Genomic DNA, 12,815 nt, shown 5'->3' with positions numbered 1-12,815 from the left:
TCAATCTTTTGGGGAGTACTGGGCGGAATGCAAAAATCGGTCTTTCGGTTTCTGTCACGTCATCCGGACGCGGTCGAACTCGAAAACGCGACCTATCTGCTGCGTCTGCCGCGCTATTCCGACTTCAATCAATGGCACCGGTTGCGGGCCGAAAGCCGGCGCTTCCTGGAACCCTGGGAGCCTACCTGGCGACATGACGAACTGACCGAGGGCGCCTATCGGGCCCGTGTCATCCGGGGAAAGCAGGAATACAGTTCCGGCCAGGCGATTCCCCTTTTCATTTTTCTTAAAGAGAATATGACCTTGCTCGGCGGCATTACCATCGGTTACATCCGTCGTGGTGCTGCACAAAGCTGCATGATTGGCTATTGGATGGGCGAGCGGCATTCGGGCCAGGGCCATATGTTCGCCGCACTTCAGTTGGTTATACCCTATATCTTTTCGGGACTTGAGTTGCACCGTATTGAAGCAGCCTGTATTCCGGATAATGAGCGTAGCATGCGGCTTTTGGAAAAGGCCGGTTTCCAACGGGAAGGTCATTTGCGCGGTTATCTAAAAATTAACGGTCAGTGGCGTGATCACGTGATGTTTTCCCGGTTGGCGTCCGACGTCGACCCGAGCAGAAAATCCGACAAACGATGACCGCCGATCTCACGCCGACCCCGCCATTGGCCAAATGGTTGTCCGCGATCCTCGCGACGCTCACGGCTGTGCTGTTGTTCTTCCTTGCCGGCATGGCGCACGCAGCCGAACCCGTGAAGATTTCGCGCGACGACACCGCGCTTGACCTGACAGCGACGACCGAGATCTACACCAATCAGGGCGAGGCCTTTCAGGTTTCCACCGCAGCCGGCGCCGACGGCATTCGCCGCCGTATTGAGGTACGCTCTTCTTCGCCGAACCATCAGGGCGACTGGGCCGTCTTTGCACTCGCCAATGTCTCGGAAGAGCAGCTCGAACGCGTCATCGTCGCGCCCCACTTCCGTCTGGTGAACTCGAAATTGTTCTGGCCGGATCTCGGCTCGCAACGCATTATCGCGATCACGCCGAGCGAAGGCTTTGCCCTCGACCGGCAGCCGAGCGACGAGGCGGATGTTTTCCGCATCACGCTGAACCCCGGCGCGGTCGTGACTTTCGTCGCCGAACTCTCCTCACCCAGCCTGCCGCAGCTCTATCTCTGGGAGCCGAATGCCTACAAGGATACGGTCAACGCCTTCACGCTCTATCGCGGCATCGTGCTTGGCATTGCCGGTCTGCTGGCGGTGTTCCTGACCATTCTCTTCGTCGTCAAAGGCACCTCGATGCTGCCGGCGACGGCCGCGCTTGCCTGGGCGGTGCTCGGCTATATCTGCGTCGACTTCGGTTTCCTCGGCAAACTTATCAGCATCACTTCCAGCGATCAGCGAATATGGCGCGCCTGTGCGGAGGTGGCGCTCGCTTCGAGCCTGGTGATCTTCCTATTCACCTATCTGAACCTCAATCGCTGGCATGCGCATCTGGGCTATGTGACCCTTGCCTGGGTACTCGGTCTCGCCCTTCTCTTCGGCGTCGCGATCTATGATCCGTCGATCGCGGCCGGTGTCGCGCGGCTGTCGTTGGCACTGACGGCAACCGCGGGCCTGCTGCTGATCATCTATCTCGGCTTCAGCCGCTATGACCGCGCCATTCTGCTGGTGCCCGCCTGGGCGCTGATCCTGGTCTGGCTGTTCGGCGCCTGGATGACGATCACCGGCAAGCTCGACAACGACATCATCCAGCCGGCGCTCGGCGGCGGCCTCGTTCTGATCGTGCTGCTGATCGGGTTTACGGTGATGCAGCACGCCTTTGCCGGCGGCGCATTTCAGCAGGGCCTGTTTTCCGATCTCGAGCGGCAATCCTTGGCGCTCACCGGCTCCGGCGATACGGTTTGGGATTGGGACGTGGCACGCGACCGCGTGGTGACGACACCGGATATCTCGATGAAACTCGGCCTGTCGCCCGGCACCATGCATGGCGCGGCGCGCAACTGGCTGCCGCGCTTGCACCCCGACGACCGCGACCGCTTCCGCGCGACGCTCGACGTGCTCCTCGAACACCGCCGAGGCCGGCTGAACCATGAGTTCCGGATTCGCGCCGAAGACGGGCATTTCCACTGGCTGTCGATCCGCGCCCGGCCGGTGCTCGGCTCGAACGGCGAAATCATCCGCTGCGTCGGCACCGTCGTCGACGTCACCGAGCAGAAGAATTCGATCGAGCGGCTGCTGCACGACGCGCTGCACGACAATCTGACTGGCCTGCCGAACCGCCAGGTCTTCATCGACCGCCTGCAGGCCGTTCTCACCTTGGCACCGGAAGGCAATCAGGTGCGTCCGACTGTGATGGTGATCGACATCGACCGCTATAAGCTGGTTAACGATACACTCGGTGTCGCTGCCGGCGACAATATCCTGATCGCGCTGACGCGGCGCCTGCGCCGCCTGATGAAGCCGCAGGACACGCTGGCGCGGCTTTCCGGCGATCAGTTCGGCCTTATTCTAGTTTCCGAACGCGACCCGGCGAAGGTTGCCGATTTCGCCGATGCGATCAGCAAGGCGATCATGGTGCCAATCAATTTCGCCAATCGCGAAATCATCCTGACGGCTTCGATCGGGCTGACCTCCTGGGTCGACCAGCAGGAGAGCGCGACCGGTCTCATGAGTGACGCCGAGCTTGCCATGTACCGCGCCAAGCGCGCTGGCGGCAATCGCGTCGAACCTTTCCAGCCTGCGTTCCGCAGCTTCGGTACCGACCGCCTGCAGCTTGAAACGGACCTTCGCCGCGCCGTCGAGCGCAAGGAACTGTCGCTGGTTTATCAACCGATCGTTCGGCTGGAAGATGCCGAAATCGCCGGTTTCGAGGCGCTGATGCGCTGGGAGCATCCGAAACGCGGCAATATTCCGCCGTCGGAATTCATCCCGATCGCCGAGGCTTCCGACATTATCGGCCCGCTCGGCATGTTTGCGATGGAGCAGGCGACCAATGACCTGATGGGCTGGCAGCGCCAGACCGGCGACCTGCCGCTCTTCGTTTCCATCAACCTGTCCAGCGTGCAGCTCCTCAACAATGAGCTCTATGACGATATCCGCGCCCTGCTCGCCAAAACCCATTGCGAGCCGAACCGCATCAAGCTCGAATTGACGGAATCGCAGGTGATGGAGAATCCGGAACAGGCCCGCCTTGTGCTGGGCAAGCTGCGCGAAGCAGGCATCGGCCTGGCGCTTGACGATTTCGGCACCGGTTACTCCTCGCTCTCCTATCTCACCCGCTTCCCGTTCGACACGATCAAGCTCGACAAGGCGATGGTGCGTGATGAAAGCGACAAGAAGGCCGTGCTTCTGCGCTCGGTGATTTCCATGGCGCGCGAGCTCAACATGCGTGTCGTCGCCGAAGGCATCGAGTCGGAAGAGGATGCGCTCGAACTCGCCAAGATGGGCTGTGCCTATGGCCAGAGCTTCATCTTCGGTCCGCCGATGGGCTCGGATTCAGTGGTGCGCCTGCTGAAGGAACGCTTTCCGCTGACGAAGCGGGCGTAGCCGGCGCCCTCGCCTATCAGTGAGAGGCCTGTACGGCGCTTGCGCTTCGGGCCTCCTTTCCTCGTTTGCAGAGAAGGCAGATCATGCCTCTGCAATCACCTGTCGGATATATTCCAGCTTGGTGACGACCGGCGGCGACAGGATGAAGGGATAGGAATCCGGCTGCCCCATGCTGCGCTGGATGGAATTGATCGCGACGCTCAGCGGAATCCAGGCGCTGACGAGTTGTTCGGCGCTCTCAGCTTTATAGGGATTGAAATCCACCTCCGCCGCCATTTCGTGATAGCCGCGAGGATCGACCGCAAGACCGAAGGAGCGGGCGGTCTCAAGCGTGTCGACGATGTGGAGGTAATGCGCGAAACACTCGGCAAAATCTTCCCAGGGGTGGGCACTCGCATAGGCGCTGATGAAATTGTCCTGCCAGTTTGGCGGCGGGCCGTTGTCGTAGTGTTGCTGTAGCGCCGCGCCGTATTCCACCCGCTCATCGCCGAACACGACGCGAAAGGCATCGAACCGATTGCGGTCGCGGATCAACTTGTTCCAGATGAAGTGGCCGGTCTCGTGGCGGAAATGGCCGAGCAGCGTGCGGTAGGGCTCGTTCATCGACGTGCGGGCCTGTTCGCGCGTCACATCATCGGCCTCGGCGGCGCGGATGGTGATCAGCCCCTCCTCGTGGCCGGTCCTGGCCGGCACAACAGTGCCGCCCTGCACCTCGTCCTCGAGGAAGTCGAAGACCAGGCCACCCTCGGGATCCTGCCGGCAATCGGGGTGCGGCAGATGCCAACGCAACAGCGAATAGAACAGATGCCGCTCGGCCTGGCCGATGCGCCGCCAGCGGTCTACGCCTTGCCGCGTGTCGGTATTCGGCACCAGCCGGTTGTGACGGCAGGCGATGCAAAAGGGTTCTGGGTCACCGGCCTCAACCATCCAATTGCAGATATCGAGTGCGGCATTGGCGCAGAAGCGGACGAGACGGGTCGGGTCGGCGACTAGGCGCCAATTCGATCCATCCGCCTCCAGCGCATACATCGCAAGACGTTCGGGAACAAAGCCGAGCTGATAGCCGCAGCGCACGCATTGCCGGTTATCGAAATGGACCGGCTGGCCACAATGGTCGCAGGCGAAAAGCCTCATGCAAAGCGCTCCAAAACTTGGCCATGACGAACAGAAAAAGAGCCCGTCGCGAGTTTCGTGACAGGCTCTTTCACTGCGCCGCGCATGCGACAGCACGCGAAAGGACGCAGCACTTAACTTGGCGCGTAGCGAACTATCGGATCAAATCCGGTGTGCCGCGCCCTTGGCTTTCTCCTTGGCCTTGCCAACGGCCACTTGGGCCTTACCTTTAGCCTTCTGGGCCGTGCCTTCGGCGTGCATGCTCTTGCTCTTCGTGGCCTTGCCGGCAACCTGTTTGGCCTTACCAGCGGCCTCGTTGGCTTTGCCGGATCCCTTGTCACTCATGCTGCCCATAGCGAACGCCTCCTCATTCGGCACCGGCGGGCTTGCCGGTGCGGTGACAGGGAAACGTCACTATCAATATTTCGTTCCACAAGGGCGTGGACGGCTCAGGCGTGCCCCGCATGCGGCGACAGCATGGCGGCGTTGATGCCCATCAATGCCAGCGCTCGTTCATACTTGTCGTCGAGGCTGCGGTCGAAGATCAGCTCTTCATTGGCTGGGCAATTGAGCCAGCCGTTATTGCTGATTTCCGCCTCCAACTGACCTGCGCCCCAGCCGGCATAGCCGAGCAGCATGGTGGCGCGCTTCGGCCCGCCGCCCTTGGAAATGGCGCGCACGATATCCAATGTCGCCGTCAGGCTGATATCGTCGCTCACCGGAATACTGCTGTCGCTGATGTAGTCGTCGGAATGCAGGACGAAGCCACGGCCGCTTTCGACCGGCCCCCCCGTTTGGATCGGGAAATCACGGGCGACCGGCGGCAGAAGAATAGCATCGTCATCCTTGATCATTTCAAGATGCAGCAGCACATCGGTAAAGGTCAGGTTCTGCGCGCGGTTGATGACGAAGCCCATGGCGCCGGCAGCGGAATGAGCACAGATATAGATCACTGTGCGATGGAAATTCCGGTCTTCCATACCCGGCATGGCAATCAGGAACTGGCCGTCGAGAAAACCTCTTTCGCTCTTATTCTTCAGCGTCGATAGGGACATCGTACCTCCTGACTGCAGTCTGTAACTGCGCCCCTCGAAGAGAAGATGGGGCAATGTCATAAATCAATCAACTGAAAATGATCATTTCTTTTTCGCGTCGTTCTGGCACAGGCCTGCGCCATCCGGTAAATCCTTGTTCCATGATCGGAAAACTCTTTTTTATCCCACTGTTAACAACACTGGCCGCCGCAACACTGGCTGGAGGCACCGCCCATGCCGCCATGAGCGACTGGGCAAACAATGAGGGCGGTCGCATGCGGCTGGTGGCGCTGGCGCCGGATGCTCAGGGTCATATCCGCGCCGCTCTGCAGATCGAGCCTGCACCCGGCTGGATCACCTATTGGCGCGAGCCCGGCGAAAGCGGAATTCCGCCGCAGGTGAGCCCGACGCCCGATAGCGGCGTTGCGCTGGAAAAGACGAGCTTTCCCACGCCCAAACCGATCACCGTCGGCGCGATCCAGGAAATCGGCTATGATGCGCCAGTGACATTGCCGCTTGACTTCCGTCTCACCGGCAAACAGCCATCGACACTCCACCTCACCGCCTTTATCGGGCTCTGCAAGGACATCTGCATTCCCTTCCAGGCCGAATTTTCGCTGCCGCTATCGGCGGCCGGCCAATCGACGCCGCATGAACAAGCCTTGCTGGACGCTGCCAACGCCTCGCTGCCGCAGGCTCCTTCTGCGGATTTTGCCGTCGAAAATCACCGACTTTCGCCCGATGCGAAGACCCTTTCGCTGCGCCTGACGCTGCCGGAGACAACAGGAAGCGCTCCATCGATCTACGTGACCGGCCCGACCGGCTATGTCTTTTTCAAACAGGCCAACGGCACACGCGACGGCAAGACTTTTGCGACCGACATCGCGATTGGAAAGCTTCCTAAAAATTACGATATCAAGGGCAAAAGCTGGGGCATCCTTGTCATCGACGGTGAACGCGCCATGGAAACCACGCTTGCGTTCGAATAGCGCGGATCTATAGTTTCGCCCAACCATTTTCATTCAAAGGGCGGCGGTTCGGCCGCCTAAATTGTGACCCAAGGAGAATGCCATGACCATCGCTGTTGGCGATAAACTGCCTGCCGCCACCTTCAAGGAAAAGACCGCCGACGGCCCGGTCGAGATCAGCACCGAGCAGCTTTTTGCCGGCAAGCGCGTCGTGCTTTTCGCCGTTCCCGGCGCCTTTACGCCGACCTGCTCGCTGAACCATCTGCCGGGCTATCTGGAAAACCGTGACACCATTCTCGCCAAGGGTGTCGACGACATCGCTGTCGTTGCGGTCAATGATTGGCATGTCATGGGTGCCTGGGCGCAATCCTCAGGCGGCATGGGCAAGATCCACTTCCTTGCCGACTGGGACGCCTCTTTCGCCAAAGCCCTCGGCCTCGACATCGACCTCTCCGCCGGCGGCCTCGGCATCCGCTCCAAGCGCTATTCCATGCTGGTGGAAGACGGCGTGGTGAAGTCGCTCAACATCGAGGAAAGCCCCGGCCAGGCAACGGTTTCCGGCGCGGCAGCGATGATCGAGCAGCTTTAGGTTTCGACAGAGGGGCAAAGGAGTGCGAGGAGCGCTGCTTTGCCTCAATCATCATGATGAAAATGGCTGTCGAGATCGCGATGGCCTTCGAGTACCTTTAAGACCTCAAAAACATCGCCGACATAGTGAAAGAAGATTACGTAGCCCCGGAAGGCATAGCTACGTATGTCATGCCGGAGTTCTGGTCTGGGACGTCCCATATGGCCAGGTAGCGACGCAAGATCAGAGCACTTACCGCGCAACGCGGTCGTAAATTTCAGAGCTATTTTCTGACTGCCGCTCTCATGTGCGATGAATGTCAGGATATTGAGAATGTCGTTTTGCGCGTCTCTCGTGTAACGCAGCCGAGCCACTCAATACCCCTCTTTGGCGAGTTCTGCAGCTCTAGCATCCAAAGCGGCCCCGAGCTCCTCATCGGAGATGTCGCCGCCTGCAGCAATCGACGCCTCCAAAGTGCGGCGTAGCGAAGCAAGTTTTGCTTCGCGCTCCTCGACGAGTCGCAAACCTTCGCGCACCACCTCGCTCGCAGAACTGTAGCGCCCTTCTTTAACGGCTTTCTCCACGAACTTTTCCAAACGCTCTCCGATAGAGACATTCATGAGTTTGCTCCGGTAATCTCGATATCCGATAACAATATATGCCCTATATATAGCATTCCTGCCAGATTTCACAGTTTCGGATTGCGTTGCAACGGCTCGAACCCTGTCATCGCCACTTTTTTGCCGTATTCCCTTCGCAACAAGACGTAATGTTATTACATTATGCGAGTTGCCACATGCCTTTCCGAAATAATCCCTTTGCCTCCTCCTTAATTGGCCGTTCTGCAATGACGCGTCTCGCGTTCGTTGCGATCGGTATCGCAATCCTCTGGGCGACGATCGGCTGGGCGGTGGCGCTGGCATGAGTGCTTCGATCCGCCTCAACAATCTCACCGTGACCTATGATCGCCATCCCGCCGTGCATCACGTTTCCGGCGCCTTCCAGGCCGGCAGCCTGACGGCGATTGCTGGGCCGAACGGGGCCGGAAAATCGACGCTCTTGAAGGCGATCATCGGCGAATTGAGACCGGCGGAAGGGACTATCGATCGTGGTGGGCTGACGCGCAACGATTTCGGCTATCTGCCGCAGGCGGCTGACATCATCAGGCGTTTTCCGATCTCGGTCGCCGATACCATCATGCTCGGCGCCTGGAAAAATTCCGGCGCCTTCGGCCGCTTCTCGCGTGCGGATGCGGAGCACGCCCGGGATGCGCTCGCGGCGGTGGGGCTCACCGGCTTCGAGCGCCGGCATATCGGCTCGCTTTCGGCCGGGCAATTCCAGCGCGTACTCTTCGCGCGGCTGCTGCTGCAAGACGCCCGCGTCATCCTTCTCGACGAGCCCTTTACCGCCATCGACCAGCGCACGACACGCGACCTCCTCGACATTGTCCTGCGGTGGCATGGCGACGGGCGCACGGTGATTGCCGTGCTGCATGATTTTGATCAGGTGCGCGCGCATTTTCCGCAGACGCTGCTGATCGCGCGCGAACTCGTCGGCTGGGGCCGGACAGAGGACATCATGAGCCCTGACAATCTCATCAAGGCGCGAGCCATGGCCGAGCGTTGGGACGAGGATGCTGAGGATTGCCTGCCGGAGCGGGGGCTTATCCAGCGGGAATTGGCGAAGCGGGAGCCCGCCGAATGACGGCTTATGATATCTTCCTCGCGCCCTTCGCCGACTATGGCTTCATGCGGCGCGCACTCATCGCGTGCCTTTGCCTCGGGCTTGGCTCCGGACCGATCGGTGTCTTTCTGATGCTGAGGCGGATGAGCCTGATGGGCGACGCCATGAGCCATGCCGTACTGCCGGGGGCGGCCATCGGCTATCTGATCGCCGGTTCGCTGTCGCTGACGGCCATGGGGCTTGGCGGGCTTGTGGCCGGCCTGTCGGTGGCACTGCTCTCCGGGCTCGTCAGCCGCATGACGGTACTGCAGGAGGATGCGAGTTTCGCCAGCTTCTATCTGACCTCACTCGCGCTCGGCGTACTCATCGTATCGCTGCGCGGCTCCAATATCGATCTCCTGCATGTGCTCTTCGGCACCATCCTCGCGATCGATGCCCCTGCCCTCTTCCAGATCGGCGCGATCACCACGGCGACGCTCCTGGCGCTCGCCGTCATCTACCGGCCATTGGTGATGGAGTGCTTCGATCCCGGTTTTCTGCGCGCTGTGGGCGGTCGAGGCCCGGTCTATCATTTCCTCTTCCTGCTGCTGGTGGTGCTCAATCTCGTCGCCAGCTTCCAGGCGCTCGGGACGCTGATGGCAGTCGGGCTGATGATGCTGCCGGCGGCGATCGCGCAACTCTGTTCGCGCAGCCTGCCCGCAATGATGGCGATCGCGGCGGCAACCGCGACCGCGTCGGGCTATATCGGGCTCATCGCCTCCTATCACCTCGAATTTGCTTCCGGCCCGACCATCATCATCACGGCGAGCCTGATCTACGGCTTTTCCATTCTCTTCGCACCTTCGGGCCTGGCCCGACGGTTTATTCCCCATCCCCATCTTAGGGGCTAATTTGATCAAGGAGATTTTTATGATCAGACGCAGACTGCTTCTCTCGGCGGCGCTGCCGGCCTTCATCGCCTTCGGCATTGCGGCGCCCGCTTCGGCCGAAACCTTGGACGTCGTCGCCTCTTTCACCGTGCTGGCCGATGTCGTCAAACAGGTCGGAGGCGACCATGTGAAGGTGTCGAGCCTCGTCGGCCCGAACGGCGATCCCCATGAATTCGAGCCCTCGCCGACGGACGCCAAGAAGCTCAATACGGCCAAGGTCACCTTCGTTAGCGGCGAAGGTCTGGAAGGCTGGATGGATAGACTGATCAGCGCTTCCGGCTATAAGGGCACGCCGGTCGTCGTCTCCGAAGGCATCAATACCCGCACCATGGTCGACGACGGCAAGACCGTCACCGATCCGCATGTCTGGAACAGCCCGGTCAATGTGAAGATCTGGGTTGCCAATATCGAAAAAGCGCTTTCCGCCGCCGATCCGGCCGATGCCGCCGATTTCAAGGCCAATGCCGAGCGCTATACCAAGACGCTGACCGACCTCGACGCCTATGCGCACAGCAAGTTCGACAAGATCGCCGGGGATCGCCGCAAGATCCTGACCAGCCATGACGCTTTCGGCTATTTCGGCCGCGAATACGACGTCACCTTCCTGTCGCCGCTCGGCGTTTCCACCGAAACCGAAGCTTCGGCCGCCGGCGTCGCCAAGCTGATCGAGCAGATCAAGGCCGAGCATGTGAAGACTTATTTCTTCGAGAACTCGAACGATCCACGCCTGGTCAAGCAGGTCGCCAAGGCAACCGGCGCCGAGCCCGGCGGCGAACTCTATGTCGAGGCCCTCTCCAAGGCCAACGGCCCGGCTCCGACATATGAAAAAATGTTCCGTTATAACGTTGATCAGCTTGCCGCCGCGATGGCGAAGTCGAGCTGAGGAAGCCGTACAAATATGGCCGTGGGCATGTGCCTGCGGCCTTTTCATTTAGAGATCGAGAGCGAAAACCAGCGGGCAGAATTGACAGAATTTACATAATAAGTTATATAATGCATTATATAAACAAGGACTGGAAAGCGCTGTGGTTGAAGATATCGTGAAATCGCTTGGTTTCCTCTGCCTCGGCAGCCGCTTCCGCCGTATCGGCGAACGCCTTCAGGCCGATACACAGCAGATTATGGATGAGCTTGGCGTCTCTCTCCAGTCCGCTCAATATCCCTTCCTCGCGGCGATCGATCGCGCCGGTCCGCTGACCATCGGCGAACTTGCCCAGGCAGTCGGCATCACCCAGCCGGGTGCCACGCGCACTGTTTCGCAGCTTCTGGAACTGGGTTACGTCAACATGCAGGCCTCACCGGAGGATCAGCGGCGAAGACTGGTCTCGCTGACGCCGAAAGGGCAGGAACTCGTCGATTATTCGAAACGATCGGTCTGGCCGCGCGTCGAACGGGCGGTTATCGAACTCTGCGGCGAAATATCCGGGCCGATCCTGGAACAGCTCGCTGCAATCGAGAATGGGCTTGCCGAAGCGCCGCTTGCCCGTCGTGGCCGTCTCGACAAGGAGCAGACACCATGAGCCATATTCTCGACCGTCCCGCCTGGAACGCCCTTCGAACTGCCCACGCGACGTTGGCAGAAGGCAGCGAGCGCGCCCGCCGCTATCTGCCGTCCATCGTGCCCTTCGCAGCCCCCGCCGATGATACGGCTGAAAGCCTCGAGGCTCTGGCGAGCCTGCCGGTGGCCGACGAGGTCATGGCCCTCGTCGAAGTCAATCCTTTCTCGATCCCTGAAGGACTGGCGATCGTCACTGAAGGCAGACTGGTGCAGATGATCGCCGAACGGCCCTATGAGCGCATCTCGGACAGCCGGATCGAGCCGCTGACGGAAGCCGATGCAGCGGAAATGCTCGCGTTGGCTACGCTGACCAAACCCGGTCCCTTCACACTGCGCGCCCAGAGCCTCGGCACCTTTTGGGGCGTGAAGATCGATGGCCGCCTCGTCGCCATGGCCGGCCAGCGCATGCGGCAGCCCGGTTTTACCGAACTCAGCGGTCTCTGCACCCATCCCGATTTTCAGGGACGCGGCCTTGGCACCCTGCTCTTCCGCTTCGTTGCCGGCGAGATCTCGGCGAGAAACGAAACCGTCTACCTACACGCCTACGCCACGAACACACCGGCCATCTCGCTTTACAAGACGATGGGTTTCCGCTTGCGCTCGGAGATGAATCTCCGCGTCGTTACGCGCAGGCGACCAGTATAACGAGGCCTACGGGTGTATGTCAGCGGCCCTTTAAAGATTGAGATCGAAAACCAGCAGGCCGGCAAGGCCACCATCGGTCGAGGACACGATGCGCCCCCCAACGGCAACGTGTTCGGGATGCACGAGATAGGCATCGCGCACTTCAGGGCTCTCGAACGTCACCACGAAGCCATCGACGAAGCCACCATGCAGCCCCTCCGGCGAGACATTCGGCCCATATTTGACATCGATGATGCCGGGGATGACCTGCTGCAAGGCGGCGATGGATTCGAAAAGCGCTTTCTTCTCGTCCTGTGTCATGGCGGATTTCAGCCGCATGAAAACGCAATGCAGGATCATATTCATCTCCCTAGCTGTTTTGGCGCAGCATAGAGGGAAAGGGGGATGGGGCAAGATGCGGGGTTGCTATGTTTGGGCTTTTTGGTGAGCACCTACCATGACGCCTTTCGGCTCGAAGCGGTCCTCGCCGCAGCGCATTCTATCACGGGCTAGCAGGAACGGCAGTCGTTGCTACCGAATTGCGGACGCCTCGCGAGAAACGTGTTATGTTACCTTCCAGCAGCTATAGCGATCGGTCGCCGCAGTCCGCGTGGCTGCATATGGTGGTGGCTGAGCGCCTAATCGACTTCGTTAGGCCGTAAAGAGGCGATTTCCCGCATCTTTGGGTCAAGTCATGCGCTCAGCGCGTAATACTCCTTGGTAAATCGCATGCATCGTCCCGAGGGGGCGAACTTGACGTTGGTTGCGGATTTGAGGGACCGCGGTC

Annotated in this window: 15 protein-coding genes; 9 read left to right on the top strand and 6 right to left on the bottom strand. The window is 60.1% G+C overall.

The genetic code is table 11. The annotated features are described in order from the left end of the window. Window positions 1–27: 27 nt before the first annotated feature. Both QD357_RS16080 and QD357_RS16075 read left to right on the top strand, forming a co-directional pair. Window positions 28–642 (top strand): GNAT family N-acetyltransferase, encoded by a 615-nt coding sequence (locus QD357_RS16080; RefSeq protein ID WP_107107369.1) that lies wholly within the window; start codon window positions 28–30, stop codon window positions 640–642. Continuing rightward, entirely contained in the window at window positions 639–3,551 is a 2,913-nt protein-coding gene (locus QD357_RS16075; RefSeq protein ID WP_107107368.1) for a sensor domain-containing phosphodiesterase, read from the top strand. Before QD357_RS16080 ends, QD357_RS16075 begins: the two co-directional genes overlap by 4 nt. An 81-nt stretch (window positions 3,552–3,632) precedes the next feature. Here the strand turns inward: QD357_RS16075 and QD357_RS16070 are convergent, their stop codons facing one another. From QD357_RS16070 to QD357_RS16060, 3 genes are all read right to left on the bottom strand, one after another. Then, window positions 3,633–4,685 carry a putative zinc-binding metallopeptidase gene (locus QD357_RS16070; RefSeq protein WP_107107367.1) on the bottom strand — a complete coding sequence of 351 codons (1,053 nt, stop codon included), beginning with the start codon at window positions 4,683–4,685 and terminating at the stop codon, window positions 3,633–3,635. 141 nt (window positions 4,686–4,826) lie between these two features. Further along, window positions 4,827–5,018 carry a CsbD family protein gene (locus tag QD357_RS16065; RefSeq protein ID WP_414124607.1) on the bottom strand — a complete coding sequence of 64 codons (192 nt, stop codon included), beginning with the start codon at window positions 5,016–5,018 and terminating at the stop codon, window positions 4,827–4,829. Between the two features lie 95 nt (window positions 5,019–5,113). Next, a complete protein-coding gene (locus QD357_RS16060; protein WP_107107365.1) occupies window positions 5,114–5,719 on the bottom strand; it encodes a YqgE/AlgH family protein in 606 nt (201 codons plus the stop codon). 140 nt (window positions 5,720–5,859) lie between these two features. Here QD357_RS16060 and QD357_RS16055 point away from each other — a divergent pair, with 140 nt between their 5' ends. Both QD357_RS16055 and QD357_RS16050 read left to right on the top strand, forming a co-directional pair. After that, entirely contained in the window at window positions 5,860–6,687 is an 828-nt protein-coding gene (locus QD357_RS16055) for a protein-disulfide reductase DsbD domain-containing protein (RefSeq protein WP_414124606.1), read from the top strand. An 82-nt stretch (window positions 6,688–6,769) separates the two neighbouring features. Next, window positions 6,770–7,255: a peroxiredoxin gene (locus tag QD357_RS16050; RefSeq protein WP_107107363.1), complete on the top strand. Its 486-nt coding sequence runs from the start codon at window positions 6,770–6,772 to the stop codon at window positions 7,253–7,255. Between the two features lie 44 nt (window positions 7,256–7,299). On the opposite strand, the gene QD357_RS16045 is transcribed toward QD357_RS16050, so the two are convergent. Then, window positions 7,300–7,608: a type II toxin-antitoxin system RelE/ParE family toxin gene (locus QD357_RS16045; protein WP_107107362.1), complete on the bottom strand. Its 309-nt coding sequence runs from the start codon at window positions 7,606–7,608 to the stop codon at window positions 7,300–7,302. After that, window positions 7,609–7,854, bottom strand: coding sequence for a type II toxin-antitoxin system ParD family antitoxin (locus QD357_RS16040; RefSeq protein ID WP_107107361.1), 246 nt, complete (start codon window positions 7,852–7,854; stop codon window positions 7,609–7,611). It abuts the gene before it with no gap. A 301-nt stretch (window positions 7,855–8,155) separates the two neighbouring features. On the opposite strand from QD357_RS16040, the gene QD357_RS16035 reads away from it, so the two are divergent. The 5 genes from QD357_RS16035 (at window position 8,156) to QD357_RS16015 (ending at window position 12,049) form a co-directional block, all read left to right on the top strand. Then, a complete protein-coding gene (locus QD357_RS16035; protein ID WP_414124605.1) occupies window positions 8,156–8,938 on the top strand; it encodes a metal ABC transporter ATP-binding protein in 783 nt (260 codons plus the stop codon). Continuing rightward, complete coding sequence (locus tag QD357_RS16030) at window positions 8,935–9,807, top strand: metal ABC transporter permease (RefSeq protein WP_414124604.1); 873 nt, start codon at window positions 8,935–8,937, stop codon at window positions 9,805–9,807. Before QD357_RS16035 ends, QD357_RS16030 begins: the two co-directional genes overlap by 4 nt. A 19-nt stretch (window positions 9,808–9,826) precedes the next feature. Further along, window positions 9,827–10,729 (top strand): metal ABC transporter solute-binding protein, Zn/Mn family, encoded by a 903-nt coding sequence (locus QD357_RS16025; RefSeq protein ID WP_107107358.1) that lies wholly within the window; start codon window positions 9,827–9,829, stop codon window positions 10,727–10,729. 142 nt (window positions 10,730–10,871) lie between these two features. Beyond that, window positions 10,872–11,366: a MarR family winged helix-turn-helix transcriptional regulator gene (locus QD357_RS16020; protein WP_107107357.1), complete on the top strand. Its 495-nt coding sequence runs from the start codon at window positions 10,872–10,874 to the stop codon at window positions 11,364–11,366. Beyond that, the gene (locus QD357_RS16015) at window positions 11,363–12,049 is read left to right on the top strand and encodes a GNAT family N-acetyltransferase (RefSeq protein ID WP_107107356.1); all 687 of its coding nucleotides are present in this window, start codon (window positions 11,363–11,365) and stop codon (window positions 12,047–12,049) included. The genes QD357_RS16020 and QD357_RS16015 overlap by 4 nt, the downstream gene beginning before the upstream one ends. Window positions 12,050–12,079: 30 nt before the next feature. Here the strand turns inward: QD357_RS16015 and QD357_RS16010 are convergent, their stop codons facing one another. Beyond that, the gene (locus QD357_RS16010) at window positions 12,080–12,388 is read right to left on the bottom strand and encodes a Dabb family protein (RefSeq protein WP_107107355.1); all 309 of its coding nucleotides are present in this window, start codon (window positions 12,386–12,388) and stop codon (window positions 12,080–12,082) included. Between the last annotated feature and the right edge of the window lie 427 nt (window positions 12,389–12,815).

It is taken from the genome of Rhizobium sp. BR 317, assembly GCF_047445835.1.
Classification (GTDB): domain Bacteria; phylum Pseudomonadota; class Alphaproteobacteria; order Rhizobiales; family Rhizobiaceae; genus Rhizobium; species Rhizobium paranaense.
Note: the sequence above shows the minus strand (reverse complement) of the source record. Positions and strands in the feature narration are given on the sequence as shown.

Coding starts and splice junctions, on each gene's coding strand:
- QD357_RS16080 (WP_107107369.1), top strand. CDS start 28: ATGCAAAAATCGGTCTTTCGGTTTCTGTCACGTCATCCGGACGCGGTC.
- QD357_RS16010 (WP_107107355.1), bottom strand. CDS start 12,388: ATGATCCTGCATTGCGTTTTCATGCGGCTGAAATCCGCCATGACACAG.
- QD357_RS16055 (WP_414124606.1), top strand. CDS start 5,860: ATGATCGGAAAACTCTTTTTTATCCCACTGTTAACAACACTGGCCGCC.
- QD357_RS16070 (WP_107107367.1), bottom strand. CDS start 4,685: ATGAGGCTTTTCGCCTGCGACCATTGTGGCCAGCCGGTCCATTTCGAT.
- QD357_RS16035 (WP_414124605.1), top strand. CDS start 8,156: ATGAGTGCTTCGATCCGCCTCAACAATCTCACCGTGACCTATGATCGC.
- QD357_RS16015 (WP_107107356.1), top strand. CDS start 11,363: ATGAGCCATATTCTCGACCGTCCCGCCTGGAACGCCCTTCGAACTGCC.
- QD357_RS16060 (WP_107107365.1), bottom strand. CDS start 5,719: ATGTCCCTATCGACGCTGAAGAATAAGAGCGAAAGAGGTTTTCTCGAC.
- QD357_RS16065 (WP_414124607.1), bottom strand. CDS start 5,018: ATGGGCAGCATGAGTGACAAGGGATCCGGCAAAGCCAACGAGGCCGCT.
- QD357_RS16025 (WP_107107358.1), top strand. CDS start 9,827: ATGATCAGACGCAGACTGCTTCTCTCGGCGGCGCTGCCGGCCTTCATC.
- QD357_RS16075 (WP_107107368.1), top strand. CDS start 639: ATGACCGCCGATCTCACGCCGACCCCGCCATTGGCCAAATGGTTGTCC.
- QD357_RS16050 (WP_107107363.1), top strand. CDS start 6,770: ATGACCATCGCTGTTGGCGATAAACTGCCTGCCGCCACCTTCAAGGAA.
- QD357_RS16040 (WP_107107361.1), bottom strand. CDS start 7,854: ATGAATGTCTCTATCGGAGAGCGTTTGGAAAAGTTCGTGGAGAAAGCC.
- QD357_RS16030 (WP_414124604.1), top strand. CDS start 8,935: ATGACGGCTTATGATATCTTCCTCGCGCCCTTCGCCGACTATGGCTTC.